This window comes from Streptomyces sp. rh34, assembly GCF_002551245.1.
Taxonomy (GTDB): Bacteria; Actinomycetota; Actinomycetes; order Streptomycetales; family Streptomycetaceae; genus Streptomyces.
In genome coordinates this window covers 1-23,117 of record NZ_NTGZ01000010.1, presented here as the reverse complement: position 1 = coordinate 23,117, position 23,117 = coordinate 1, and the positions used below count along the sequence as shown (strand labels likewise).

At 71.7% G+C, this 23,117-nt stretch carries 17 protein-coding genes and 1 pseudogene; 4 read left to right on the top strand and 14 right to left on the bottom strand.

The window, feature by feature from the left end:
- Positions 1 to 113 precede the first annotated feature (113 nt).
- A complete protein-coding gene (locus CR470_RS04165; RefSeq protein ID WP_097866215.1) occupies positions 114 to 488 on the bottom strand; it encodes an STAS domain-containing protein in 375 nt (124 codons plus the stop codon).
- A 262-nt stretch (positions 489 to 750) separates the two neighbouring features.
- On the opposite strand from CR470_RS04165, the pseudogene CR470_RS04160 reads away from it, so the two are divergent.
- A pseudogene (locus CR470_RS04160) lies at positions 751 to 4,002 on the top strand (S8 family peptidase); the annotation flags it as partial.
- 49 nt (positions 4,003 to 4,051) lie between these two features.
- Here the strand turns inward: CR470_RS04160 and CR470_RS04155 are convergent.
- From CR470_RS04155 to CR470_RS39365, 8 genes are all read right to left on the bottom strand, one after another.
- Complete coding sequence (locus tag CR470_RS04155) at positions 4,052 to 5,329, bottom strand: thymidine phosphorylase (RefSeq protein WP_097866214.1); 1,278 nt, start codon at positions 5,327 to 5,329, stop codon at positions 4,052 to 4,054.
- A 122-nt stretch (positions 5,330 to 5,451) separates the two neighbouring features.
- On the bottom strand, positions 5,452 to 5,880 hold the full coding sequence (locus tag CR470_RS04150; RefSeq protein WP_097866213.1) for a cytidine deaminase: 429 nt from the start codon (positions 5,878 to 5,880) through the stop codon (positions 5,452 to 5,454).
- The gene (locus tag CR470_RS04145; protein ID WP_097866212.1) at positions 5,877 to 7,139 is read right to left on the bottom strand and encodes an ABC transporter permease; all 1,263 of its coding nucleotides are present in this window, start codon (positions 7,137 to 7,139) and stop codon (positions 5,877 to 5,879) included. The genes CR470_RS04150 and CR470_RS04145 overlap by 4 nt, the downstream gene beginning before the upstream one ends.
- Positions 7,136 to 8,254 (bottom strand): ABC transporter permease, encoded by a 1,119-nt coding sequence (locus CR470_RS04140; RefSeq protein WP_097866211.1) that lies wholly within the window; start codon positions 8,252 to 8,254, stop codon positions 7,136 to 7,138. Before CR470_RS04140 ends, CR470_RS04145 begins: the two co-directional genes overlap by 4 nt.
- Positions 8,251 to 9,834, bottom strand: coding sequence for an ABC transporter ATP-binding protein (locus CR470_RS04135; RefSeq protein ID WP_097866210.1), 1,584 nt, complete (start codon positions 9,832 to 9,834; stop codon positions 8,251 to 8,253). Before CR470_RS04135 ends, CR470_RS04140 begins: the two co-directional genes overlap by 4 nt.
- 358 nt (positions 9,835 to 10,192) lie before the next feature.
- Positions 10,193 to 11,242: a BMP family lipoprotein gene (locus tag CR470_RS04130; RefSeq protein ID WP_097866209.1), complete on the bottom strand. Its 1,050-nt coding sequence runs from the start codon at positions 11,240 to 11,242 to the stop codon at positions 10,193 to 10,195.
- A 174-nt stretch (positions 11,243 to 11,416) separates the two neighbouring features.
- Positions 11,417 to 12,652, bottom strand: coding sequence for an amidohydrolase (locus CR470_RS04125; RefSeq protein ID WP_097866208.1), 1,236 nt, complete (start codon positions 12,650 to 12,652; stop codon positions 11,417 to 11,419).
- A 280-nt stretch (positions 12,653 to 12,932) separates the two neighbouring features.
- A complete protein-coding gene (locus CR470_RS39365; protein WP_179892134.1) occupies positions 12,933 to 13,082 on the bottom strand; it encodes a hypothetical protein in 150 nt (49 codons plus the stop codon).
- Positions 13,083 to 13,216: 134 nt separating this feature from the next.
- Between CR470_RS39365 and CR470_RS04120 the strand changes: the two genes are divergently transcribed.
- The gene (locus tag CR470_RS04120; RefSeq protein ID WP_257138402.1) at positions 13,217 to 14,746 is read left to right on the top strand and encodes a N,N-dimethylformamidase beta subunit family domain-containing protein; all 1,530 of its coding nucleotides are present in this window, start codon (positions 13,217 to 13,219) and stop codon (positions 14,744 to 14,746) included.
- Positions 14,747 to 14,770: 24 nt separating this feature from the next.
- Here CR470_RS04120 and CR470_RS04115 read toward each other — a convergent pair whose 3' ends face one another.
- Genes CR470_RS04115 through CR470_RS04100 form a run of 4 tightly spaced genes read right to left on the bottom strand, consistent with a single transcriptional unit; the run spans position 14,771 to position 19,435 of the window.
- Complete coding sequence (locus CR470_RS04115; protein WP_097866207.1) at positions 14,771 to 15,805, bottom strand: hypothetical protein; 1,035 nt, start codon at positions 15,803 to 15,805, stop codon at positions 14,771 to 14,773.
- 10 nt (positions 15,806 to 15,815) lie between these two features.
- Positions 15,816 to 16,748 carry an N-acetylneuraminate synthase family protein gene (locus tag CR470_RS04110; RefSeq protein ID WP_006127058.1) on the bottom strand — a complete coding sequence of 311 codons (933 nt, stop codon included), beginning with the start codon at positions 16,746 to 16,748 and terminating at the stop codon, positions 15,816 to 15,818.
- Positions 16,749 to 16,760: 12 nt separating this feature from the next.
- Complete coding sequence (locus CR470_RS04105; RefSeq protein ID WP_097866206.1) at positions 16,761 to 18,008, bottom strand: acylneuraminate cytidylyltransferase; 1,248 nt, start codon at positions 18,006 to 18,008, stop codon at positions 16,761 to 16,763.
- A 41-nt stretch (positions 18,009 to 18,049) separates the two neighbouring features.
- Complete coding sequence (locus CR470_RS04100; protein ID WP_097866205.1) at positions 18,050 to 19,435, bottom strand: DUF6716 putative glycosyltransferase; 1,386 nt, start codon at positions 19,433 to 19,435, stop codon at positions 18,050 to 18,052.
- Positions 19,436 to 19,643: 208 nt separating this feature from the next.
- Between CR470_RS04100 and CR470_RS04095 the strand changes: the two genes are divergently transcribed.
- Positions 19,644 to 20,627, top strand: a complete 984-nt coding sequence (locus CR470_RS04095) for a glycosyltransferase family 2 protein (protein ID WP_097866247.1) — start codon at positions 19,644 to 19,646, stop codon at positions 20,625 to 20,627.
- Positions 20,624 to 21,958 carry a polysialyltransferase family glycosyltransferase gene (locus tag CR470_RS04090; RefSeq protein ID WP_097866204.1) on the top strand — a complete coding sequence of 445 codons (1,335 nt, stop codon included), beginning with the start codon at positions 20,624 to 20,626 and terminating at the stop codon, positions 21,956 to 21,958. Before CR470_RS04095 ends, CR470_RS04090 begins: the two co-directional genes overlap by 4 nt.
- Positions 21,959 to 22,017: 59 nt before the next feature.
- Here the strand turns inward: CR470_RS04090 and CR470_RS04085 are convergent, their stop codons facing one another.
- Positions 22,018 to 23,097 (bottom strand): acyltransferase, encoded by a 1,080-nt coding sequence (locus tag CR470_RS04085; RefSeq protein WP_097866203.1) that lies wholly within the window; start codon positions 23,095 to 23,097, stop codon positions 22,018 to 22,020.
- Positions 23,098 to 23,117: the final 20 nt, after the last annotated feature.

Genomic DNA, 23,117 nt, shown 5'->3' with positions numbered 1-23,117 from the left:
GCACCCCGCGGCACACCAACGGGGCGCCGGGCCCGGCCGTACGCACGCCGGTGCGGGCCCGGCGCCCGTTTGCGCGCGGCGCGGGTACGGACCCGGCATCCGCCCGCCCGGCGTCAGTACGGGCCCGGCACCCGTTCCTCCGGGACCTCCTCCAGGGTCACCACGTCGGCCAGCCCCACCAGGTCCAGCAGTGACCGGAGTTCGGGGGGTACGCGGCGCAGCCGCAGCGTGCGTCCGGACCGGCGGGCGACGAGCCCCAGCCGGGCCACCGCCTCGACCACGGTCAGATCCGGCCGGATCACCCCGCCCACATCGCAGTCCACCGCCGCGCCCGGGGCGAGGGCGGCTCCGCGAGGGCCGGCGAGAGCACGCTCCAGCTCGGCGCAGAGGTCGGGTACGACGGCACGGCTGACCCGGCCGGTCACAGTCAGGGCGATCGGATTCTCGGCATCCACACCAGGCAGACCGGACCGGCGGGCGAAATTCATCGGCCCCCTCCGCTCGACCCCCGTCGCGGAGGGGCCATTTTGCGACAACTGTGACCCTCGGGCGCCCTTCCCGTGAACCAACTCCCCCGGCATCCCCTCTAGTTCGGTGAACCGACGGGCCGCAGCCGTCGTTCCTGCGTCCCTGCGGACCGGCGGGACCGAGAAACCACCGAGTTCTCCAGGGGGAGAGTTGCGCAGACACGTGAGAAACGCGTGCATACCGGCGGTCGCCACTGCCGTGGCCGTGGCACTGGCGGCGGGCATGACCTCGTCCGCCGTCGCCCAGCCGGATCCGAGGGGGGCGTCCGGCGCCCGGGCCCAGGACCGTTCCCAGGACAGGGAGCTGCGTCAGCTGACCCTCGTCACCGGCGACCGGGTCACCGTCGACGCCCAGGGCAAGCCGGTCGCCTTCCGGCCCGCGAAGGGCCGGGAGAACATCCCGGTGCAGCGGATGAGCAACCAGGGGCACACGCTCGTCGTCCCGGCCGACGCCCACCGGCTGATCGTCTCCGGCAAGCTCGACCGGCGGCTGTTCGACGTCACCGAGCTGAGCCGCCCGGAGAACCTCCGGGCCCAGCGGGACGGTCTGAAGCTGATCGTCGGCTACCGGGGCAAGCAGGCCGCCACCGCGAAGGCGCAGGTCCGCGACGCGGGCTCCACCGAGGTCGGCCGGAGCCTGACGTCGCTGAACGCCGAGTCGGTGACCACGCCGACCGCCGACGCGCCGGCCATCTGGAAGGCGCTCACCGACCGGCGCGCGGGCGGTGAGCGGGTCACCACCGCGCCCGGCATCGACCGGGTCTGGCTGGACGGGGTACGCCGGGCGAGCCTCGACAAGAGCGTCCCGCAGATCGGCGCCCCGGCGGCGTGGAAGGCCGGGTTCACCGGCAAGGGCGTCAAGATCGCGGTCCTGGACACCGGGACGGACGCCACCCACCCCGATCTCCAGGGCCAGATCCTCGCGGAGAAGAACTTCAGCGCCGCCCAGGACACCAAGGACCGGGTCGGCCACGGCACGCACGTCGCCTCGATCGCGGCGGGCACCGGCGCCAGGTCGGGCGGGAAGTTCAAGGGCGTGGCCCCGGACGCCAAGCTGCTCGCGGGCAAGGTGCTCGACGACGACGGGTACGGCGAGGACTCCGGCATCCTGGCCGGTATGGAGTGGGCGGTCGCCCAGGGCGCCGACATCGTCAACCTGAGCCTCGGCGGGACCGACACCCCGGAGGTGGACCCGCTGGAGGCCGCGGTCGACAAGCTGTCGGCCGAGAAGGGCGTCCTGTTCGCCATCGCCGCGGGCAACGAGGGCGACGGCGCGGGCACGGTGGGCTCGCCGGGCAGCGCGAGCGCGGCGCTGACCGTGGGCGCGGTCGACGACCAGGACAAGCTGGCGGACTTCTCCAGCCGGGGCCCGCGGGTCGGGGACGGGGCGGTCAAGCCCGACGTGACGGCTCCCGGCGTGGACACCACGGCGGCCATCCCGTCCGGCTCGCAGATCGCGAAGGAGGTGGGGGAGAACCCCGCCGGCTACGCGACGATCTCGGGTACGTCGATGGCCACCCCGCACGTGGCGGGCGCGGCCGCCCTGCTCAAGCAGCAGCACCCCGACTGGGCGTACGCCGAGCTGAAGGGCGCGCTGACCGCGTCCACGAAGCCCGGCGCGTACAACCCGTTCCAGCAGGGCTCCGGCCGGATCGCGGTGGACCGTGCGATCGCCCAGACCGTCGTCGCCGACCCGGTCTCGGTGAGCTTCGGGGTGCAGCAGTGGCCGCACGCCGACGACGAGCCGGTCACCGAGAAGGTCACCTACCGCAACCTCGGCACGAGCGACGTCACCCTCGATCTGAAGGTGACGGGCACCGGCCCGGCGGGGAAGCCCGCTCCGGCCGGCTTCTTCACGCTCGGCACGGACAGGGTCACCGTCCCGGCGGGCGGCACGGCGGAGGCGACGCTGACCGCCGACACCCGGCTCGGCGGCACCGCCGACGGCACGTACTCCGCGTACCTGGTGGCCACCGGCGGCGGGCAGACCGTGCGCACGGCCGCCGCGGTCGAGCGTGAGGTGGAGAGCTACGACGTCACGGTCAAGCACCTCGGGCGGGACGGCCGTCCGGCGGTCTACGCGGACACCACGCTCTTCCGCTTCGGCGCTGAGTCCGGCAACCCGTTCCTGAGCCCGCGGGTCGTCGACGGCACCGCGAAGATCCGGGTGCCCAAGGGCACGTACGTGGTCAACTCCACGGTCTACAACGACCCGGACGACGTCACCAAGGGCGCCGACTGGATCGCCCAGCCCAAGATCGCGGTCACCAAGAACACCTCACTGACCTTCGACGCCCGCAAGGCGAGGCCGGTGAACGTCACGGTGCCGGACGCGAAGGCGAAGGCTCAGCTGTTCTCTCCGGACTACGTGGTGGAAGCGGCGGACGACGCGGTCTCCTTCGGCTGGCTGCTGGAGTCGGCCGCAGGCATCCGCACGCTCCACGCCGGCCCGAAGATCACCGACGGCTCACTCGCCCAGCACTGGTCGGGCACCTGGAGCAAGGGCGCGTCGACCGAGTACGACATCGCGGTCGGCGGCACGGTCAAGCAGCTCGCCACCGGCTTCGACCGGAAGTTCACCACGGCGCAGCTGGCCAAGGTGAAGATCGCCATGGGCTCGGCCGCGCCGAAGAAGAAGGGTTCGATCACCGCCTTCCCCTTCCTGCCCACGCAGGGCGGCAACTGGGCGACCTCGATCGATCAGAAGCTGCCCGGCACCCGCACGCTGTACGTCTCCACCGCGGACAAGGTGACCTGGAGCTTCGACTTCGACCAGCAGGGCCCGGTCGACGCGGACGGGTGGCCGACGTACGAGGCCAACTACCGGGTCGGCAAGGAGGCGACGTACAAGGCGGGCAGGACGTACACGAAGTCCGTGAACACCGCGGTGTTCGGCCCCCTGGTGGACAAGGACTACGGCATCGTCCGTGAGGGCAACGAGATCACCGGCGCTCTCCCGCTGCTGGCCGACGGCCGGGGCAACGCGGGCGGGATGCTGTTCACGTCGGCCAAGACCGTCCTGTACCGCAACGGCAAGAAGCTCGGCCAGAACGGCGACCCGGTGGGCGGCGGCGAGTCCTTCCGGGTCCCGGCGGGCGCGGCCGACTACCGGCTGACGACCACGGTCAGGCACAGCGCGAAGGTCAACCCGCTCTCCACCCGGGTGGACGCGGCCTGGACGTTCCGCTCGAAGAAGACCGCGTTCACGATGCTGCCCGTCTCCACCGTCCGGTTCACCCCGGCCGTGGGCGCCGACGGCCGGGTCAAGGCGGGCAAGACCGTATCGGTGCCGGTGAAGGTGCACGGCGCTGCCGCGGGCAAGAACCTGAAGTCGCTGAAGACGTACGTCAGTTACAACGGCGGCAAGACCTGGAAGAAGGTCACCGTCAAGAAGGGCAAGATCACCGTCAAGAACCCGGCCAAGGGCAAGGCGATCTCCTTCTCCGCCAAGGTCACCGACAAGAAGGGCAACACCCCGCACGGATCCTCTCCGTGCGGCGGGCCGCCCGCGTGTCCTGGTGCCGTTACGCGATACGTTCCCGCACCACCGGCAGCGGTGCGAACGACGTGCCGGCCGGGGCGATGTCGTACGCCTCGGGCAGTGCCTTCAGCGCGTAGTCGAACTTCTCGGGGGTGTCCGTGTGCAGCGTCATCAGGGGCTGGCCCTCGGTGACGGTGTCGCCGGGCTTGGCGTGCAGCTCGACGCCCGCGCCCGCCTGCACCGGGTCCTCCTTGCGGGCGCGGCCCGCGCCGAGGCGCCAGGCGGCGACGCCGACGTCGTAGGCGTCCAGGCGGGTCAGCACGCCGGAGGAGCGCGCGGTCACCACGTGCTGCTCGCGGGCGGCCGGGAGCGTGGCGTCCGGGTCGCCGCCCTGGGCGGAGATCATCCGCCGCCAGACGTCCATCGCGGAGCCGTCGGCGAGTGCCTTCTCCGGGTCGGCGTCCTTGAGCCCGGCCGCGTCCAGCATCTCGCGGGCGAGGGCGAGGGTCAGGTCGACGACGTCCCGCGGGCCGCCGCCGGCCAGCACCTCGACGGACTCGCGGACCTCCAGCGCGTTGCCCGCGGTGAGGCCGAGCGGGGTCGACATGTCGGTGAGCAGCGCGACCGTGCGGACCCCGCTGTCGGTGCCGAGCGCGACCATGGTGGAGGCCAGTTCGCGGGCGTCCTCGGTGGTCTTCATGAAGGCGCCGGAGCCGACCTTGACGTCCAGGACGAGTGCCCCGGTGCCCTCGGCGATCTTCTTGGACATGATGGAGCTGGCGATGAGCGGGATCGCCTCGACGGTGCCGGTGACGTCGCGCAGCGCGTACAGCTTCTTGTCGGCGGGGGCGAGCCCGTCACCGGCGGCGCAGATGACCGCGCCGGTGGTGTCGAGGACGTGTCGCAGCTCCGCGTTGGAGAGGTGGGCCCGCCAGCCGGGGATGGACTCCAGCTTGTCCAGGGTGCCGCCGGTGTGGCCGAGGCCCCGGCCGCTGAGCTGCGGCACGGCCGCGCCGCAGGCGGCGACCAGCGGGGCGAGCGGCAGGGTGATCTTGTCGCCGACGCCGCCGGTGGAGTGCTTGTCGGTGGTGGGGCGGGACAGTCCGTCGAAGCTCATCCGCTCGCCGGAGGCGATCATCGCGGCGGTCCAGCGGGCGATCTCGGTGCGGTTCATCCCGTTGAGCAGGATCGCCATGGCGAGGGCGGACATCTGCTCGTCGGCGACCTCGCCGCGGGTGTAGGCGTCGATGACCCAGTCGATCTGCTCGGGGGTCAGCTCGCCTCGGTCCCGCTTGGTGCGGATGACGGAGATGGCGTCCATGGGAATCCTTCCGGCCGGGTGCGTACGCAAGAGTCCGGACTGACTTTTGCGTGGATAGAGGGAGGGAAGAGCGGTGGCCCTTCCAAGAAGAGGGAAGGGCCACCGCCGAGGAGATACGGGGTTCAGCCGAGGTGCTGGGGGCCGAACGCCTGGGGCAGCATCTCGTCCAGCGTGCGCCGCCCGTCGGGCGTCTCCAGGAGGAGTTCCGGGCCGCCGAACTCGTACAGCAGCTGCCGGCACCTGCCGCACGGCACCAGAATCGCCCCGGTGCCGTCCACGCAGGTGAAGTGGGTCAGCCGACCGCCGCCGGTGGCGTGGAGCGCGGAGACCAGACCGCACTCCGCGCAGAGCGAGAGGCCGTAGCTGGCGTTCTCCACGTTGCAGCCGGTGATCGTTCGACCGTCGTCCACCCGGGCGGCGACACCGACCGGGTAGCGCGAGTAGGGGACGTACGCGCGGGACATGGCGTCCCGGGCGGCCTCCCGCAGGGCGTCCCAGTCGGCCTCGCCGAAAGCCGTGGCGGGCGGGCCTCCGGCGGCGGGCCGCGTCACTTGCCCTCGCCCTTGCGGTACGGCAAGCCGTTGGCCTTGGGCATCCGCAGCCGTTGCGCGGAGAGCGAGAGGACCAGCAGCGTCGTGACGTACGGGGCGGCGTCGACGAACTGGCTCGGCACCTGGTCGGTCAGGAAGTACCAGGTGAACAGCAGCGCCGAGACGGCCGCCGAGATCACCGCGGCGACGTACTTCTTCCGGTACAGCTGCCAGAACACCGCGACGACCAGCAGGATCGCCAGCAGGAGCAGCATCGCGTGGACGTTCTCCGCACCGCCGCGCAGCTTGAGGCTGTCGGTGAAGCCGAAGAGCCCGGCGCCCAGCGCCATGCCGCCCGGCATCCAGTTACCGAAGATCATCGCGGCGAGACCGATGTAGCCGCGGCCGCCGGTCTGGCCCTCCTGGTAGATGCCGGTGGCGACGATCGCGAGGAACGCGCCGCCCAGACCCGCCAGGCCGCCGGAGACCGTGACGGCGATGTACTTGTACTTGTAGACGTTGACGCCGAGGGTCTCGGCGGCCACGGGGCTCTCGCCGCAGGAGCGCAGCCGCAGCCCGAACGGCGTGCGCCACAGGATCCACCAGGTGGCGGGGATCAGCAGCAGGGCGACGACGGTGAGCAGGGAGAGCCCGGTGACGAGCCCGCCGATGATGCCGGCGATGTCGGAGATCAGGAACCAGTGTTGTTGTTGCAGGTCCTGCATCCAGTCCGAAAGCCCTGGAACGGTGATCCTGTCGATCGGATCGATGCGCGGGGACTGCTTGGAGGAGCCGCCCTCGATGCCGTCGAAGGCGAAGTTGGAGAGGTAGCGGGTGACGCCGACGGCGAGGATGTTGATGGCCACGCCGGAGACGATGTGGTTCACACCGAAGGTGACGGTGATGACCGCGTGCAGCAGGCCGCCGAGGCAACCGCCGAGGATGCCGAAGAGGACGCCCACCCACGGGCCCCACTGGAACCCGGCCCAGGCGCCGAACCAGGTGCCCAGGACCATCATGCCTTCGAGGCCGATGTTGACGACGCCCGCGCGCTCGGCCCACAGTCCGCCGAGGCCGGCGAGGCCGATCGGGACGGCGAGTGACAGGGCGCCGCGGACCTGGCCGACCGAGGTGATGTCGTTCGCGCCGCTGATGAGGCGCACCAGGGAGATCAGGGCGAGGGCGCCCGCGATGATCAGGAGGACGACGGGCAGGGAGAGCTTGCGGCGCCCGCCCTTGGTGGGGGCGACGCGTGCGGCGGTGGCTTTGCTCGTGCTCACAGGGCCGCCTCCTTCTCGGTCTTGAGGGCATGGCCGGCGGCGAGCTCCTCGCCGACCTTCTGCTGCTGGCGGCGGATGCCGTACCGGCGGACCAGCTCGTAGGAGACGACGACCGAGATCACGATCAGGCCCTGCATGATCGTGGCGATCTCCTTCTCGTACCCGTACTGGTCGAGCGAGGCCGACGACTTGTCCAGGAAGGCGATCAACAGGGCGCTGAAGGCGATGCCGAGCGGGTTGTTGCGGCCCAGCAGCGCGATGGTGATGCCGGTGAAGCCGATACCGGTGGGGAAGTCGAGGCTGTAGGTGTGGGTGTCGCCGAGCAGCGTCGGCATTCCGGCCAGGCCCGCGACCGCACCGGAGATCAGCATCGAGGTGAGGATCATCTTCTTGGCGTCCACGCCGGAGGCCTGGGCGGCGCTCGCGCTGGCGCCGGTGGCGCGCAGGTCGAAGCCGAACCGGGTGCGGTTCAGCACGAACCAGTACAGGAGGCCGCAGCCCGCGGCGACGAACGTGAAGCCGTAGATCTCCCCGGCCTGGTCGCCCATCGGCAGCCCCGGGAACCAGCCGGACTCCGGGATCTCACCGGTGGTCAGGTTGTTGGATCCGGCGGGCTGCTCGCCGAAGTTCTTCGGCAGGATCATCCAGGCGACCAGGGCGGTGGCGATCGAGTTGAGCATGATCGTCGAGACGACCTCGCTCACCCCGCGGGTGGTCTTGAGGAAGCCCGCGATGCCCGACCAGAACGCGCCGACCAGCATCGCGACGATCACGATCAACGCGATGTGCAGCGGCCCCGGCAGGCTGACGCTCGCGCCGACCAGCGCGGCCATCATGGCGGCGAGGCGGTACTGCCCGTCGACGCCGATGTTGAAGAGGTTCATCCGGAAGCCGACGGCCACGGCGAGTGCGGCGAGGTAGTACGTACCGGCCTGGTTGACGATCAGGACCTGAACGTCAACGTAGCCGGCCGACTCGAACATGATCCGGTACGGCTCGAAGGGGTCGCGGCCGGAGGCGAGCAGCACCACGGTCGTCAGCGCGAGGGCGACGACCAGGGCGAGCACCGGGCCGGCGAAGCCCAGGATCAGCCGGTCCTTGTCGAATTTCTTCATCGGGCCTCGTCCTCCGGGCTTTCGAGGTGACCGGTGGCGGCGCCGGTCATGGCCGAGCCCAGTTCCTCCGGGGTGATGGTGGCCGGGTCGGCATCGGCGACCAGTCGGCCGCGGTACATGACGCGCAGGGTGTCGGAGAGCCCGATCAGCTCGTCCAGGTCGGCCGAGATCAGCAGGACGGCCAGCCCTTCCCGGCGTGCCTCGCGGATCTGGTCCCAGATCTGCGCCTGCGCGCCGACGTCCACGCCACGGGTGGGGTGGGCGGCGATCAGGAGCTTGGGCGCGTGGCTCATCTCGCGGCCGACGATCAGCTTCTGCTGGTTGCCGCCGGAGAGGGAGGCCGCGGTGACCTCGATGCCGGGGGTGCGCACGTCGTACTCGCGCACGATGCGCTCGGTGTCGGTGCGGGCCGCCTTGTTGTCCAGCAGCCAGCCGCGGCTGTTGGGCTTCTCGGTGACGTGGCCGAGGATGCGGTTCTCCCAGAGCGGGGCCTCCAGCAGGACGCCGTGGCGGTGGCGGTCCTCGGGGATGTAGCCGATGCCTGCCTCGCGCCGCTTGCGGGTGGGGACGTGCGAGATGTCGTCCTGGTCGAGGGTGATCACCCCGCCGTCCGGGTCGCGCATGCCGATCAGGGCCTCGATCAGCTCGGTCTGCCCGTTGCCCTCGACCCCGGCGATGCCGAGGACCTCGCCCTGGTGAATGGTGAAGTCGATGCCGGCGAGCACGTCGCGGACGGTGCCGTCGGGGTCGGTGACCGTGAGCGCCAGGTCCTGCACGCGCAGCATCGGCACGTCGGTGACGGTGGACTCGCGGGTCTCCGGCGAGGGCAGCTCGCTGCCGACCATCAGCTCGGCGAGCTGCTTGGTCGTGGTGGACGCCGGGTCGGCGGTGCCCACGGTCGTACCGCGGCGGATGACGGTGATCTCGTCGGCGACGGAGAGCACCTCGCCCAGCTTGTGCGAGATGAAGATGACGGTCAGGCCCTCGGACTTGAGCTCGCGCAGGTTGGCGAAGAGCGCGTCGACCTCCTGCGGTACGAGGACCGCGGTCGGCTCGTCCAGGATCAGGATGCGGGCGCCCCGGTAGAGGACCTTGAGGATCTCCACGCGCTGCCGGTCGGCGACCCCGAGGTCCTCCACGAGCGCGTCGGGCCGGATGCCCAGGCCGTACGCGTCGGAGATCTCCTTGATCTTCTTCCGGGCGCCGGAGCCGATGCCGTACAGCTTCTCGCCGCCCAGGACGACGTTCTCCAGGACGGTGAGGTTGTCGGCGAGCATGAAGTGCTGGTGCACCATGCCGATGCCCCGCTCGATGGCGTCGCCCGGGTTGGAGAACGAGACCTGCTCGCCGTTGATCGCGATGGTGCCCTCGTCCGGCTTCTGCATGCCGTAGAGGATCTTCATCAGGGTGGACTTGCCGGCACCGTTCTCACCGACGAGGGCATGGACCGTGCCCTTGCCGATCGTGATGTCGATGTCGTGGTTGGCGACGACGCCGGGGAAGCGCTTGGTGATGCCGTGCAGTTCTACGGCAGGGGGGCTGCTGGACGCGTTGATGACGCACTCTCCTTGGCCGGACAGGAGCGGGGGCGGAGGGGCTGAGGGGGTCGGGCACCCCCTGAGGGGCGGGGTGAAGTTATCGCGCCGGAGGGCTGTCTACACGCGTAGCGCTGCCGAATCGTGAAACACAGGTGCACGTCACGGTCCGGACGCACGGTCCGGCCCGGGTGGGAGAGCACTGCGAGAGGCGGATCTTCTTCGGGTGAGGCGGGGAAGCTCGGGTGGTGCCGCGGAAGTTCGACGTTCGCGTTCCGTGGCGGGGAGCCTGTCCGTCCGGCGGGGATGGGCCCGCGGCCCTGTCCGTCCACCGGCCGGCGTGCGGCACGGGGACGGACAGGGCCTTCGGGAAACCAGCTGTACGGCAGGAGGCTCCGGGTGGTTACGGAGCGGTCTTGACGGTGATCTTGCCGTCGATGATCTCCTGCTTGGCCTTGTCGACGGCCGCGATGACGTCGGTCATCTTGACGAACGCCGGGTTGGACATCGACAGGCCGACGCCGTCCTTGTCCAGGCCGTAGCGGATCTCACCGGTGGTCGGCTTGCCGTCCTGGACCGACTTGATCAGGTTGAACACCGAGTCCTCGACGTCCTTGGTGACCGAGGTCAGGATGGACTCCTTGTAGGCCGCGAGGCCCTTCTGCTTGTACTGGTCGGAGTCGACGCCGATGTTCCACTTGCCGGCCTTGGAGGCGGCCTCGATGGCACCGGAACCGGCCAGACCGGCGGCCGAGTAGATCACGTCGGCCTTCTTGTCGAGCTGGCCCTGGGCGGCGGCCTTGCCGAGGTCTGGCTTGGAGAAACCGTCGAAGTTCGGCGGCTGCGTCAGGTACTGCGGGAGGACCTTGACCGCGGGGTCGGTGTCCTTGGCGCCCTGGATGAAGCCCGCCTCGAACTTCTTGATCAGCGGGGTCTCGACACCGCCGATGAAGCCGATCGTCTTCGTCTTGGTGACCTTGGCGGCGGCGACGCCGGCGAGGTAGGAGCCCTGCTCCTCGTTGAAGACGATGTTGGCGATGTTGTCACCGGTCACCGAGGCGTCGTCGATGATGCCGAAGGTGGTCTTCGGGAACTTCGGCGCGACCTTCTTGATGGCGGGGGCGTAGGCGAAGCCGACGCCGATCACCGGGTTGTTGCCGGAGCGGGCCAGCTCCGTGAGGCGCTGGACCTTGTCCGCGTCGCCCTCACCGTCGGAGGGCTCGGCCTCGCTGCCCTTGACGTCGAGTTCCTTCTCCGCCCTGGCGAGTCCGGCGTAGGCGGCGTCGTTGAACGACTGGTCGCCGCGGCCGCCGATGTCGTACGCGATGGCGGCCTTCTCGCCGCCCGAGTCGGAACCTGCGTCCGACGACGTTTTTCCGCCACAGGCGGTGACACTGAGAGCAAGCGCCGCGGACGCAATGCCCACGGTGGTGATCCTGGTGATCCGGCGCAAGGGAAGGCTCCTTCAAACCTGACCGAAGCGCCTCTTCCGGCGCTGGTTTCGCGGCGATCGTAACGCGCGTAGATGTCAGATAAGAGCACGTACGGAAGCCGTTACCGGATCGTCGTGAACAGAAGGCCTCCCGCGGGTCCACGAACGGCCCACGAAGACTGTGTCAACGCTCCGCTAACGGTTCCCGTCGAACAGTGCCGCGGCGGTGAACAGCTCGACCCCCACGGTGATGGCTTCCTCGTCCACGTCGAAGTTGCCGCGGTGCAGGTCGAGCCCGCGCGTGTCGCCCGGGGTCCGGACGCCGAGGCGGGCCATCGCGCCGGGGACCCGCTCCAGGTACCAGGAGAAGTCCTCGCCGCCCAGGCTCTGCTCGGTGTCCTCGATCGCGTACGATCCGCGGCGCTCGGTCATCGCGGCGTCCAGCAGGCCGATGGACTCGGCGTCGTTCACCACGGGCGGCACCCCGCGCACGTAGTTGACCACGGTCTTGGCCCGGTGCATTCCGGCCACCTCGTCGATGGCGGCGTGCACCAGGTCGGGTGCCGCGCGCCAGGCGTCCAGGTCCAGGCAGCGGACGGTGCCGGAGAGCTCGGCGTGTTGCGGGATGACGTTGGGGGCGTGCCCGGTCTCCAGCCGCCCCCAGGTCAGCGCGAGCCCGGAGCGGGCGTCGACCCGGCGGGCGAGCAGCGCGGGCACGTCGACGGCGATCCGGGCGGCGGCGGTGACCAGGTCGGTGGTCAGGTGCGGCCGGGCGGTGTGCCCGCCGGGCCCGTCGAGCGTGACCTCCAGCCGGTCGCAGGCCGAGGTGATGGCCCCGATCCGCAGCCCGATCCGCCCGACGTCCACCTTCGGGTCGCAGTGCACGCCGATGATCCGCCCGACGCCCTCCAGCACCCCGGACTCGATGGCGTCGACCGCGCCCCCGGGCAGGACCTCCTCGGCGGGCTGGAAGATCAGCCGCACGGCGTGGGGCAGCAGCCCCTCCCGGTCGAGCCCGGCGAGCACGAGCCCGGCCCCGAGCACGGTGGTGGTGTGCACGTCGTGCCCGCAGGCGTGCGCCCGGTCGGGCACGGTGGACCGGTAGGGCACGCCCGCCTTGGTGTCCGGGATCGGCAGCGCGTCGATGTCCGCCCGCAACGCCAGCATGGGCGTCACCCCGTCCCACTCCCCCACGTCGCACATGAGCCCGGTCCCGACGGCGAGGACCTTCGGCTCCAGCCCGGCCTTCTCCAGCCGGTCCTTGATGGCCGCGGTGGTGCGGAACTCCTGGTTGCCCAGCTCGGGATGCATGTGCAGATCCCGGCGGAAGGCGATCAGCTCGGCACGGAGTTCGTCGGAGAGCCTGCCGGGCAGCTCACCTCCCCGGGGCTGGCCGACCGGGTCGTGGGGGCGGGAGGCGCGGGACTTCAACTGGTTCACCTTATGAAGCGTAGGCCCCTTGCCCCCTCAACTGGCCACAGATCAACAAAACTTCAGCCGCTCAGGCGAACAATTTCCCTGTGAGCATGTGTGACGCAGGGTGGTTGCGGGTATACCGGTTCGCCTTCCGTACTCCGGTCCGCGCGCTTGAGGACGCGGTCAGCGGGGCGAAGTGCGCTTCGGCACCATCCAGAGGACACCCCGGCCGAACAGGAACGGCCAGCCGCCGGCGTGGCCCGCACCACCGACGGTGCGGACCCCGCGCGGCTACTCAGCTGCCGTAGCGCTCCACCACGTGCGCGCGGGCGAAGCTGAAGCCGGTCATCACCCCCAGCTGCTCACCTGCCTGGCGAAGGGTGCGGTCGGGCCTGAGGCGAAGGCGGCGCGCCCCGGACCTGACCTTCGTGGTGTGTTCGGTCACACAACCGCCACACCTGTATCTCGTTCCTTTCTCACTCGGTCGACAGGTGCGCACACCCCTGTGCACTCCACCCGTCGCATACGTATCGACGCGTGCGGCGTGAGGCCCGGCGTCCGGGCCCCGGAGTGTGTGCTGTGTCGAAAGTGTCCCGCCGTGTCGCCCTGGGGACCATCGGGGTCGGAGCCATAGCGGTGGCCGGCTACCAACTGCGGGGCGAGGCGGAGTCCTTGCCGAGACGCCCTGCCGCGAGTACGGGGAAGAACCCCGTCTCGCGCGAGAACCGCTCCGCCGGATCCCAGGAGTGGCGCGTCGGGCAGGGTGGCACGCGGGCCGCCGACGACAAGGACATACAGATACAGGGGTACGCCTCTGCCACATCGGTGAGCCGCGGCGAGTCGATCGGCTTTCACCTGTCGGCCCACCGCGCCCAGGAATGCACCGTGGCGATCTACCGGGTGGGGTACTACGGCGGTGACGGCGCCCGGCACCTGCTGACCGGCGCCCCGGTCCGGGTGGAGCCCCATGAGCGGCCGGATCCCGATCCGGACACCGGGCTCATAGCCTGCGACTGGCCGATCGCCTGGACCCTGGACGTCCCGGACGCGTGGGTGTCGGGAATCTACCTGGCCGTCTTCACCTCGGACGACGGCTACCGCAGTTCCACACCGTTCGTCGTACGCGACACCGAGCGCCGGTCCGACCTGCTGATGGTGCTGCCCTTCACCACCTACCAGGCGTACAACCTCTGGCCCTTCGACGGACGCACCGGCAAGAACCTGTACAAGGGCTACACCCCGGCGGGCGAGATCGGCGGCAACGAGGAGCGGGCCTTCCGGGTCTCCTTCGACCGGCCGTACGTGGACACCGGAGCACCACGGTGGTTCGAGATGGACACCGCCGCGGCCCGGTGGGCCGAGGAGGCCGGATACGACATCACCTACGCGAGCAGCGTGGACCTGCACGAGGGGCGGATCGACCCGGGCGCCTACACGGCGGTCGTCTTCTCCGGGCACGACGAGTACTGGTCCAAGGAGATGCGCGACTGCGCCGAGGACGCGGTGGCGGCCGGGACCCATCTCGCCTTCCTCGCCTCGAACAACATCTACTTCCACATCCGCGTCGAGCCCTCCGCCGACGGCCGCGAGGGCCGGGTGGTGACGTGCTACAAGGAGGCTCCGGACCCCGAACCGGGTGCGGCGGGCCCCACCGTGCGCTGGCGCAAGCTGGCCAAGAAGCGGCGGAAGGCCGAACAGGGCCTGCTGGGCGTGCAGTACAACGGCATCCTCGCGGAACCCGCACCGCTCGTGGTCAGGGAGAGCGGCCACTGGTTCTGGAAGGGGACCGGGCTGCGTGACGGCGACGGCATCCCGGGTCTGGTGGGGGTGGAGGCCGACGGATTCGATCCCTCGATGCCTCGACCGGCGGACAGCGAGCAGACGCTCCTGGCTGCTTCCCCGTACAAGGACAGCTGGGGCCGCGGCCGCCGCGAGCAGAACACCAGCCTGTGCGAGAACACCGAGGGAACGCTCGTCTTCGTCGCCGGGACGTTCCACTGGCCGCTCGCGCTGAACGAGCCCGACCACCTCAACCCCCTGGTACAGAGGGCCACCCGGAACCTGGTGGAGAGGATGCTGGAGCCACGCCGCCAGGTACGCGGCGCGTAGGGGCTCCCGCCGCCCCGGGAGCCCCTACGCGTGGGCCACCGACGACAGTCGCTGCACCCCCCGCGCCGTCTCCGTGACCCCGCTCAGGAAGCCCTGGGCGCGGGGCGATGCCGTGGCGCGGAGCCATTCCGGGGAGATGTCGCAGACCGCGACGTTCACGCCCGTGCCGGCCAGGGCCAGCGGGAGGGTGTGGACGACCGTGGAGGGGAAGCTGACGATCGTGCGGCCGATGGGGCCGCGGCGGGCGATGAGTTCGAGCGGAAGGTCCGGGCGGACGATCTCCAGGCCGGTGGCGGCTTCCAGGGCGCGGAGCTTCTCGGCGGACTCGCGGCGGTGGGCGAAGTAGCGGGTGGCTCCGTGGGTGCGGGCCAGGGCCGTGACCGCCTCCTGGTACGGGGCGGGGTCGACGACGCCCGTCTCGACCAGGGAGGTGCCGACCAGGTCCGCGCCCTTGCCGATGCTGGGCGGGCCGAAGCGGGCGCGGGTCCAGGCGAAGGTGTTCGGGGTGACCACGATGCCGGGCGGAGCCTCGACCGGCATCGCGGTGAACACCTCGACCGTGTGGTCCGCCGTCGGGGTGAAGCGGCGGCGGGCCGTCGCCGTGACCGGGGCGAGGACCAGTTCGCGCGGTCCTGTGCGGCCCCGGCGGTGCCAGCGGGTGAGGCGTTCGCCCCGGGCCAGCTGGGCGACGAACTCCATGGTGGCCGTGCCGTCGTCGACCACCGTGAGGCGGTCGGCGCGGACCAGGGTCAGCAGGAGCTGCACATAGCGGGAGAACGGGTCGCCGATCACTATGTGGTCCGCGCGCCGGACCAGGCCGGCCAGGGCGCGCAGGGCCTTCAGGGGCGCGCCGGACTCGCCGCGCGCCTCCTGCCAGCGGACGGCGATGCCCTCGTCGCGGGCCAGCTCCGCCATCCGGCGCAGCTGACCGCGCGACATCGGGTCGACCGGGGGGAGGACGACGACCGTGGTGGCGGCCGGATCGTCTCCCCCCTGGGTGTGAACCCACTCCAGGACGTTCAGGAGCTGGACCGGGCTCTCGACGAAGGCGAGGTTCACCGGTCGGCGCTCAGACCGCGACCGGCTCGGGGGCCGGCGCGTTCTCGGTCTCGGCGACGACGCCCGCGACCCGGCGGAGCTTCTTCATCGGGCCGAGCTCGGACTCGTACACCTTCTTGACGCCGTCACCGAGCGACTGCTCGATGGTGCGGATGTCGCGGACCAGGCGGGTCAGGCCCTGCGGCTCGACGGAGGCGGCCTGGTCGGAGCCCCACATCGCGCGGTCCAGGGTGATGTGGCGCTCGACGAACGTGGCGCCGAGCGCGACGGCCGCGAGGGTGGTCTGCAGGCCGGTCTCGTGGCCGGAGTAGCCGATCGGGACGTTCGGGTACTCCTGCTGGAGGGTGTTGATGACCCGCAGGTTCAGCTCCTCGGCCTTCGCCGGGTACGTGGAAGTGGCGTGGCAGAGCAGGATGTTGTCCGATCCGAGGACCTCGACCGCGTGGCGGATCTGCTTCGGGGTCGACATGCCGGTGGAGAGGATCACCGTGCGGCCGGTGGCGCGCAGGGCGCGCAGCAGCTCGTCGTCGGTGAGGGAGGCGGAGGCCACCTTGTGGGCGGGGACGTCGAACTTCTCCAGGAAGGCGACGGCCTCGGTGTCCCACGGGGAGGCGAACCAGTCGATGCCGCGCTTGGCGCAGTGCTCGGCGATGGCGGTGTACTCGGCCTCGCCGAACTCGACGCGGTGGCGGTAGTCGATGTACGTCATCCGGCCCCAGGGGGTGTCGCGCTCGATGTCCCACTGGTCGCGCGGGGTGCAGATCTCCGGGGTGCGCTTCTGGAACTTGACGGCGTCGCAGCCGGCTTCGGCCGCCGCGTCGATCAGCGCGATGGCGTTGTCGAGGTCGCCGTTGTGGTTGATGCCGATCTCGCCCGTGATGTAGACGGGGTTGCCGGGGCCGGCGGTGCGGGTGCCGAAGGTGCGCAGGCGGGAGGTGCTCATGGTGGTGCTTCCTTACTTGGTGGGGACTGTGGGGACAGAGGGAGTGGTGGTGAGGGTGGGGCCCAGCAGCCAGGCCGCGATCTCGCGGATGGCGCCGTAGCCCCCGGGGGTGGTCGTGACGGCGCGCGCCGCGGCGCGTACCGAGTCGTGGGCGCTCGCGACGGCGACGGGCCAGCCGGCGAGCGAAAAGCAGGGCAGGTCGTTGACGTCGTTGCCGACGTAGAGGACCCGGTCGGGGGCGATGGACTGCTCGTCGCACCACCGCTTCAGCGCCTCGTCCTTGCGGTCGATGCCGTGCAGCACGGGGATCTGGAGCTTGCGGGCCCTGGCCGCCACGACCGGGTTCTGCTCGGTGGAGAGGATCAGCAGGGGCACCCCGGCCTTGCGCAGCGCGGCGATGCCGAGTCCGTCGCCCCGGTGCACGGCGACCGTCTCGCGGCCCTCGGAGTCGATCATGACCCGGTCGTCGGTCTGGGTGCCGTCGAAGTCCAGGACGACCGCGTCCACGTCCGCGAGGGAGGGCAGCGGGGAGGGGTCCAGGAGCGGGGCGAGCGCGCGGGCGCGGGCCAGGTCGTGCGGGTCGTCGATCTCCAGTACCCGCGCCGGGTCGGTGGGCACGAGGGCGGTGTGGCCGAAGAAGCGGTGGCGGTGGGTGCGGAAGCCCGCCGCGTCCATCGCGTAGGCGGCGCCGGTCTCCAGGTGGTCCTGGGGGCGGTCCTGGCGGCGGGGGCGTACGGACTTGTCGTGGTTGACGCCGTACGTTCCCTCCTCGACCGCGTGCCCGTCGCGCCAGACGAAGCCGTGGAACGGGGCGACCGTGACGGCCGTGTCCGCGCCCTCGTGGGCCACCGCCCGGGCGACGCCGCCGATGTCCTCGCGGGAGACGAACGGGCTGGTGCACTGGACGAGGAGGACCACGTCGACGCTCCGGGCGCGTTCGGCCTCGTAGACGTCCATCGCGTGCAGCACGGCCGCTTCGCTGGTCGCGGTGTCGCCCGCGATGGCGGCGGGGCGCTCGACGACGTGCAGCCGGTGGGCGGCCCGGAGGTCGACGGCGGCGCTCCGGGCGGCCTCGGCGATCGCCCCGTCGTCGGTGGTGACGACGACGTCGGTGACCTCGGGGGCGCCGAGCGCGGCGCGGACGGCGCGGGCGACCAGGGGGATGCCGCCGACCTCGGCGAGGTTCTTGGCGGGGACGCCCTTGGATCCGCCGCGGGCGGGGATCACGGCGAGGACGGTCGGGGTCGGGGGCGGTTGCATCGTTGTCCCTGGGGTCATGGTGGCTGCTCCTGGAGTGGTGGTCACAGCTCGCCCATCCGGCGGATCACGGGGGCGACGCGCTGGACGCCCTGGCGGTAGGCGCCCCGGGCCGCGTTGCGGACGGTTTCGCGCACCGCGCCCCGGACCCGGCCGGGTTCCTGCGGTGCGGCGGCGCCGGGCAGGGGCGTGCCGTCGGGGGCCAGGTGGTGGCGGGCGAGGATGCCGGGGAGGTAGCCGGGGGCGGTGGCCGGTGTGTAGTAGGGGGCCGGCGGCGGGAGTTGGCCGGTGGCGAGGAGGGCGGTGACCTTGGCGCGGGCCGTGTCGTAGGCGGTGCCGTACGAGCCGTCGGCGGCGACGCCCTGGCCGGCGAGCCACTGGCCGTCGGGCCGGGGCCGGATCCCGCCGTCGAGCCGGTCCCAGGAGGTGAGGAGCCCGGAGCCGACGAAGTGGTGGTTGCCGAGCGTCTCGCGGACGCCGAGGTCGGTGAGGATCGCGGTCGGGATGCGGCGGTGCAGGGACTCCAGCGCGGCCGTCGAGGAGACCGTGACCAGGAGGTCGGTGCGGTCCAGGACTTCGCCCATGTGCCCGTACACCAGGCGGAAGTTGGGCGGCAGACCGCCGGGCAGCCGCTGCGCGAGCTTCTGGTAGGGCAGCTCCTCGATGTGCGTGGTGTGCTCACCGGGCTTGGAGCGCAGCTTGAGCAGCACCTCGCGGCGCGGGTGCAGCCGGGCGTGCTCGACGAGCCTGCGCAGCAGGTACGTACGGTCGGCGCGGGAGGCCGGCACGGAGGGCTGGGCGGCGAACACCACCGTGTCGCGGCCCTCTTCGGGACGGTAGGGGGCTCCGCCGAGGAAGGGGAGGGCGGCTTCCGTGACGGCGGAGGCGTCGGCGCCCACTCCCTCGTACACCGCGCGGAAACGCTCCGCGTCGTGGGCCGAGTTGGCGAGGACGACGTCCGCGCCGTGGCGGAGGAGGAGCCCGTCGGCGAGCTTCTCGTAGACGACGCCCACGTATCCGGTGACGATGACGGGCCGGCGCGGCAGGCCGAGGGCGGCGAGGCCGTGCAGCATGGCCTGGACGCCGCCGCCGACGAGGGCGAGGACGACGAGGTCGTACCCCTCGTCGCGCACGGTGTGCAGGAACTCGACGGCGGTGACCTCGCGGACCCGCTCGGGGTCGATCCCGACCTCGCCGACCTCCGCGAGCTGGCGGGGCGTCGGGGTGGCCCGGCCGCGCAGCAGCAGCCCGCTGACCTCGACGGGCCGCGCGTCCGGGCCGTCCGCCGCTCCGGCGGTCAGGCGGCGCGCGGTGAGCGCGCCCCATTTCCACCGGGTGTCGGAGTCGGCGAGGACGGCGACCCGCAGCGCCGGTCGGAGCGCGGCGGGGGTTTCGGCCGGTTCGGCCTCATTGCTGGTACGTGGGGGCACGTCCTAGAAGTTAGGAAGGCATTCCGATGCGCGGCCCAACGTGATGGCAACAGATGGTTAACAGCGAGCCGACGATTGGGGGCCGGGCCCGAATGCACCCTCAATTCCGGCCCCGGGGAACGCGATTCACCTGAGTGACGGGCGTTGTTCACCTGCTGGGCGCATTGCGGAAAAGGAAAGAGCCGGAGCCGCACCTAACGTGATGCGCGTGGTTAAGCTCTCCGTCATCGTGCCGTTCTTCAACGTGCAGGCCTACGCGCCCGACACCCTCAGAAGTCTGCGGGCCAACGCCCGCGAGGACTTCGAGTTCCTTCTCGTCGACGACTGTTCGACCGATGAGACCCCCCGGCTGCTGCGCCGGGCCGCGGACGAGATCCCGGGGGCCGTGCTGCTGCGGCACGAGGTGAACGGCGGTCTGGCGACCGCGCGCAACACCGGTCTGGAGGCCGCCCGCGGCGAGTACATCGCCTTCCTGGACGGCGACGACTGGCTGGCCCCAGGGCACTACGAACGGCTGGTGGCCCGGACCGAGGCGCTGGGATGCGACTTCGTGCGCACCGACCACGTCCAGGCGAACGGCACGTCGCGGACCGTACGCCGGGCTCCGCACGGGCCGCACGGGGTGGTGAGCGACCCCCGGGCCGCGATCCTGCCCGCCCACCGCACCACCTCCGTGGACTACGCGTTCGCCTGGGCGGGCCTCTATCACCGGCGGCTGCTGGACCGGGGACTGCTCCACTTCACCGACGGGCTGCGCACGGCCGAGGACCGGCCGTGGATCTGGCGGCTGCACCGGGAGGCGGAATCGTTCGCCGTGCTGGGCATGCTCAGCCATTTCTACCGGCGCGGGGTGGCCACGTCGCTGACCCAGATCGGCGATGTGCGTCAGCTCGATTTCCTGCGCGCTTTCGACCAGGTGATCGCCGAGACGGCCGCCGACCGTGACGCGGACGCTTTGCTGCCGAAGGCCGTACGCACCTATTGCGCGGTCATCGCCCATCATCTGGGCGCCCTCGAAAAATTCGAACCGGCCGTGGCCCGCGAACTGAAGTCGCGCGGTGCGGCGGCCCTGGGACGCCTGCCGCAGCGGCTGCTGGACGAGGCTCTCGACGCCATGGACGTGACACGAGCGACCCGGGTGCGCAGGCTGCGCCGCCGTCCGGTCGCCGCGAAGGGGGCCTCGGCCGCATGACCATCCGGATCTTCCACGCCTCCTCGCCCGCCGCGACGGTGCTGCTCGCCGCGGCGATCGACGCGGGCTGCTTCACCGAGCCCGACCGGCGGATCCTGCTGCTGTCCCGGACGGGGCCGGCTCCGGAGACCGTCGCCGATGTCTCGGAGACCGCCGGTTTCGAGCGGCTGCGCGCCCGGTTCGACGAGGTCCTCTCGTGGAACGACGCGATCTTCCCCTTCCACCCGGCCGGCTGGACGCCCCGGACCGACGACGCCCCGTTGTGGGAGCGCCACTTCCGGCGCGCCTGGCAGCTCGGCGACGAGGAGCTGGAGCTCGTGGTGGACTCCCCGCACGCCGGTCCCGCCCGGGCGCTCACCCAGGTCTTCGCCGGTGCCCCGGTCGATGTGTACGCGGAGGGGCCCGGCGGCTACGGCCCGACCGGGGAGAAGATCCCCCCGCTGACCGGGGTCCGGGTGCGGCGGCTCCTCCACGCGGATCTGGTCCCGGGGGCACGTCTGTTGTTGCTGGGCGAGTACGGGGTGGAGCCGCGGGCCGTTCCCGCCGAGGCGTTCACCAAGGTGTTCGGTGAACTGGCGGACGCGGGCGTGGAGCTGCCTGCCGTCGAGGCGCCCGCGCTGCTGCTCGGGCAGGACCTCGCCGGGGCCGGGCTGATCCCGGCCGCCGAGGAGGCGGAGCTGCGGCTGGAGATGGTGCGCGGGGCCGCGGCCCTCGGCCACCGTCGGCTGGTGTTCGCACCGGACCCGTACGCCCCCTGGGAGGACCCGGCGGCGCTGCGCGCCGAGGCGGACCGGCTGGGCGTCGAACTGACCGTGCTGGAGAGCCCGTTGCCGGTGCCGGCCGATGTGCTGCTGCACCGGATGCGGCCCGCGCTGGTCGTCGGCTGCACCTCGGCCGCGCTGTTCGGGGCGGCCCGGTTCCACGGCCTTCCGGTGGCGGCCGTCGGCACGGGGCTGCTCCTGGAGCGGCTGACCCCGTACGAGAACGCGGAGCGGATACCGGCGACGCTCGCCGACGCCCTGCTGCCGGGGATCGGTGACGCGGAGGCGGTCGCCGCGCGGACACCGTACGCCGGTGCGGAGTTGGACGGTCTGCTCGCGGCCGTCGGCTTCGCGATGCGGCCGAAGGTCCGCCCCGATCTGCGCCCGGCGGCCGAGCGTTATCTGTCCACGCGGCTGGACGACCGCACCTGGCGCTACTTCAAGCGCCGGCGCCTGGCCTCGCTCGCGCTTCCCGGAGTGGTCCCGGCCCGGCTGGCGTTCCTGCGCGGCAGCCCGGCCCTGCGCCGGGTGGCGCGGCGGGCCAAGGCGTTGCGGAACGGCAGAGGCTGAGGAGCCTCCCCCCGGGGGGGGCAGGCCCTCCCCCGGGGCGCGGCAGGCGCGCGGAACGGTCAGCCCAGCACCTTGCCCGCACCCGCGCGGCCCCACAGCATGGCCGCGCCGAACGACAGGGCCGTCGTGGCCACCGTGATCCCGACCACGAGCGCGGCGGCGGCCGGGCCGCCCAGGTCCGCCCGGACGAGGGCGTCGGTGAGGACGCCGAGCACGAGTACGTGCACCAGGTAGGCCCCGAACGACGCGTCGGCCAGCCGGGTCAGGGTGGGGCGCATCCGCTCCGGGACGCGCAGGCCGTGCAGGGAGATCAGGACGCCGCAGCTGAACAGGGCCACCAGGACGTGTGCGTACGGGATCGCGTAGTGCACCTCGTGCTGGTACGCGATCACCCCGGCCAGCGTGGCCGCCGCGAGCAGCAGCCAGGGGAGCCGGCGTCGGCCGAACGTGCCGGCCGGGGCGGCGAGCAGCAGCGCCCCGAGCACCGCGTAGATCAGCTGGTACGGCCCGAACGCCCAGCCGAAGCGAGGAAGTTCGCGGCCGGTGGCCTCGGCCAGATCGCCGAAGAGCGACGGGGCGGACGCCAGGACCAGCAGCACCGCGCCGAGACCCCACGGCCGCTTGCCCGACCTGACCAGCACCACCAGCCCCAGGGTCATGATCACGGGGAGGTAGGCGTAGAGGTACCAGAGGTGGTAGGCGGGGCGGACCGAGGCGAACACGGAGTCCAGCGCCAGGTCGCCCACCGGGTCGTCGTTGGTTCCGCGCAGCCTGCCCCAGGCGAGGTAGAGCGCCGTCCAGACGGCGAGGGGCACCACGATCCGCACGATGCGCCGCCGCAGCCGTGCGCCGTCCTTCGGCGGGGCACCGACCAGGACGACCCAGCCGGCGATGGCGAAGAAGAGGGGCACGGCGAAGCGGCCGACGGAGTCGGCGGTCAGCCCGGCCCAGTAGGTGCCGGGCCCCTGCGACGCCGTCCGGCCCACGGCGTTCACGAAGGCCGAGCCGGTGTGGAGGCCGATCACGCCGACCGAGCAGAGCAGCCGGATCAGGTCGATGTCGTAGCGGTGCTCGCGGACGGGACGAGGCGTCTCCGGGACCGTCGGCGCCGGGGCGGGGGCGGGGGGTGTGGTCGGCATGGTCCTCAGGGGGTGGGCGC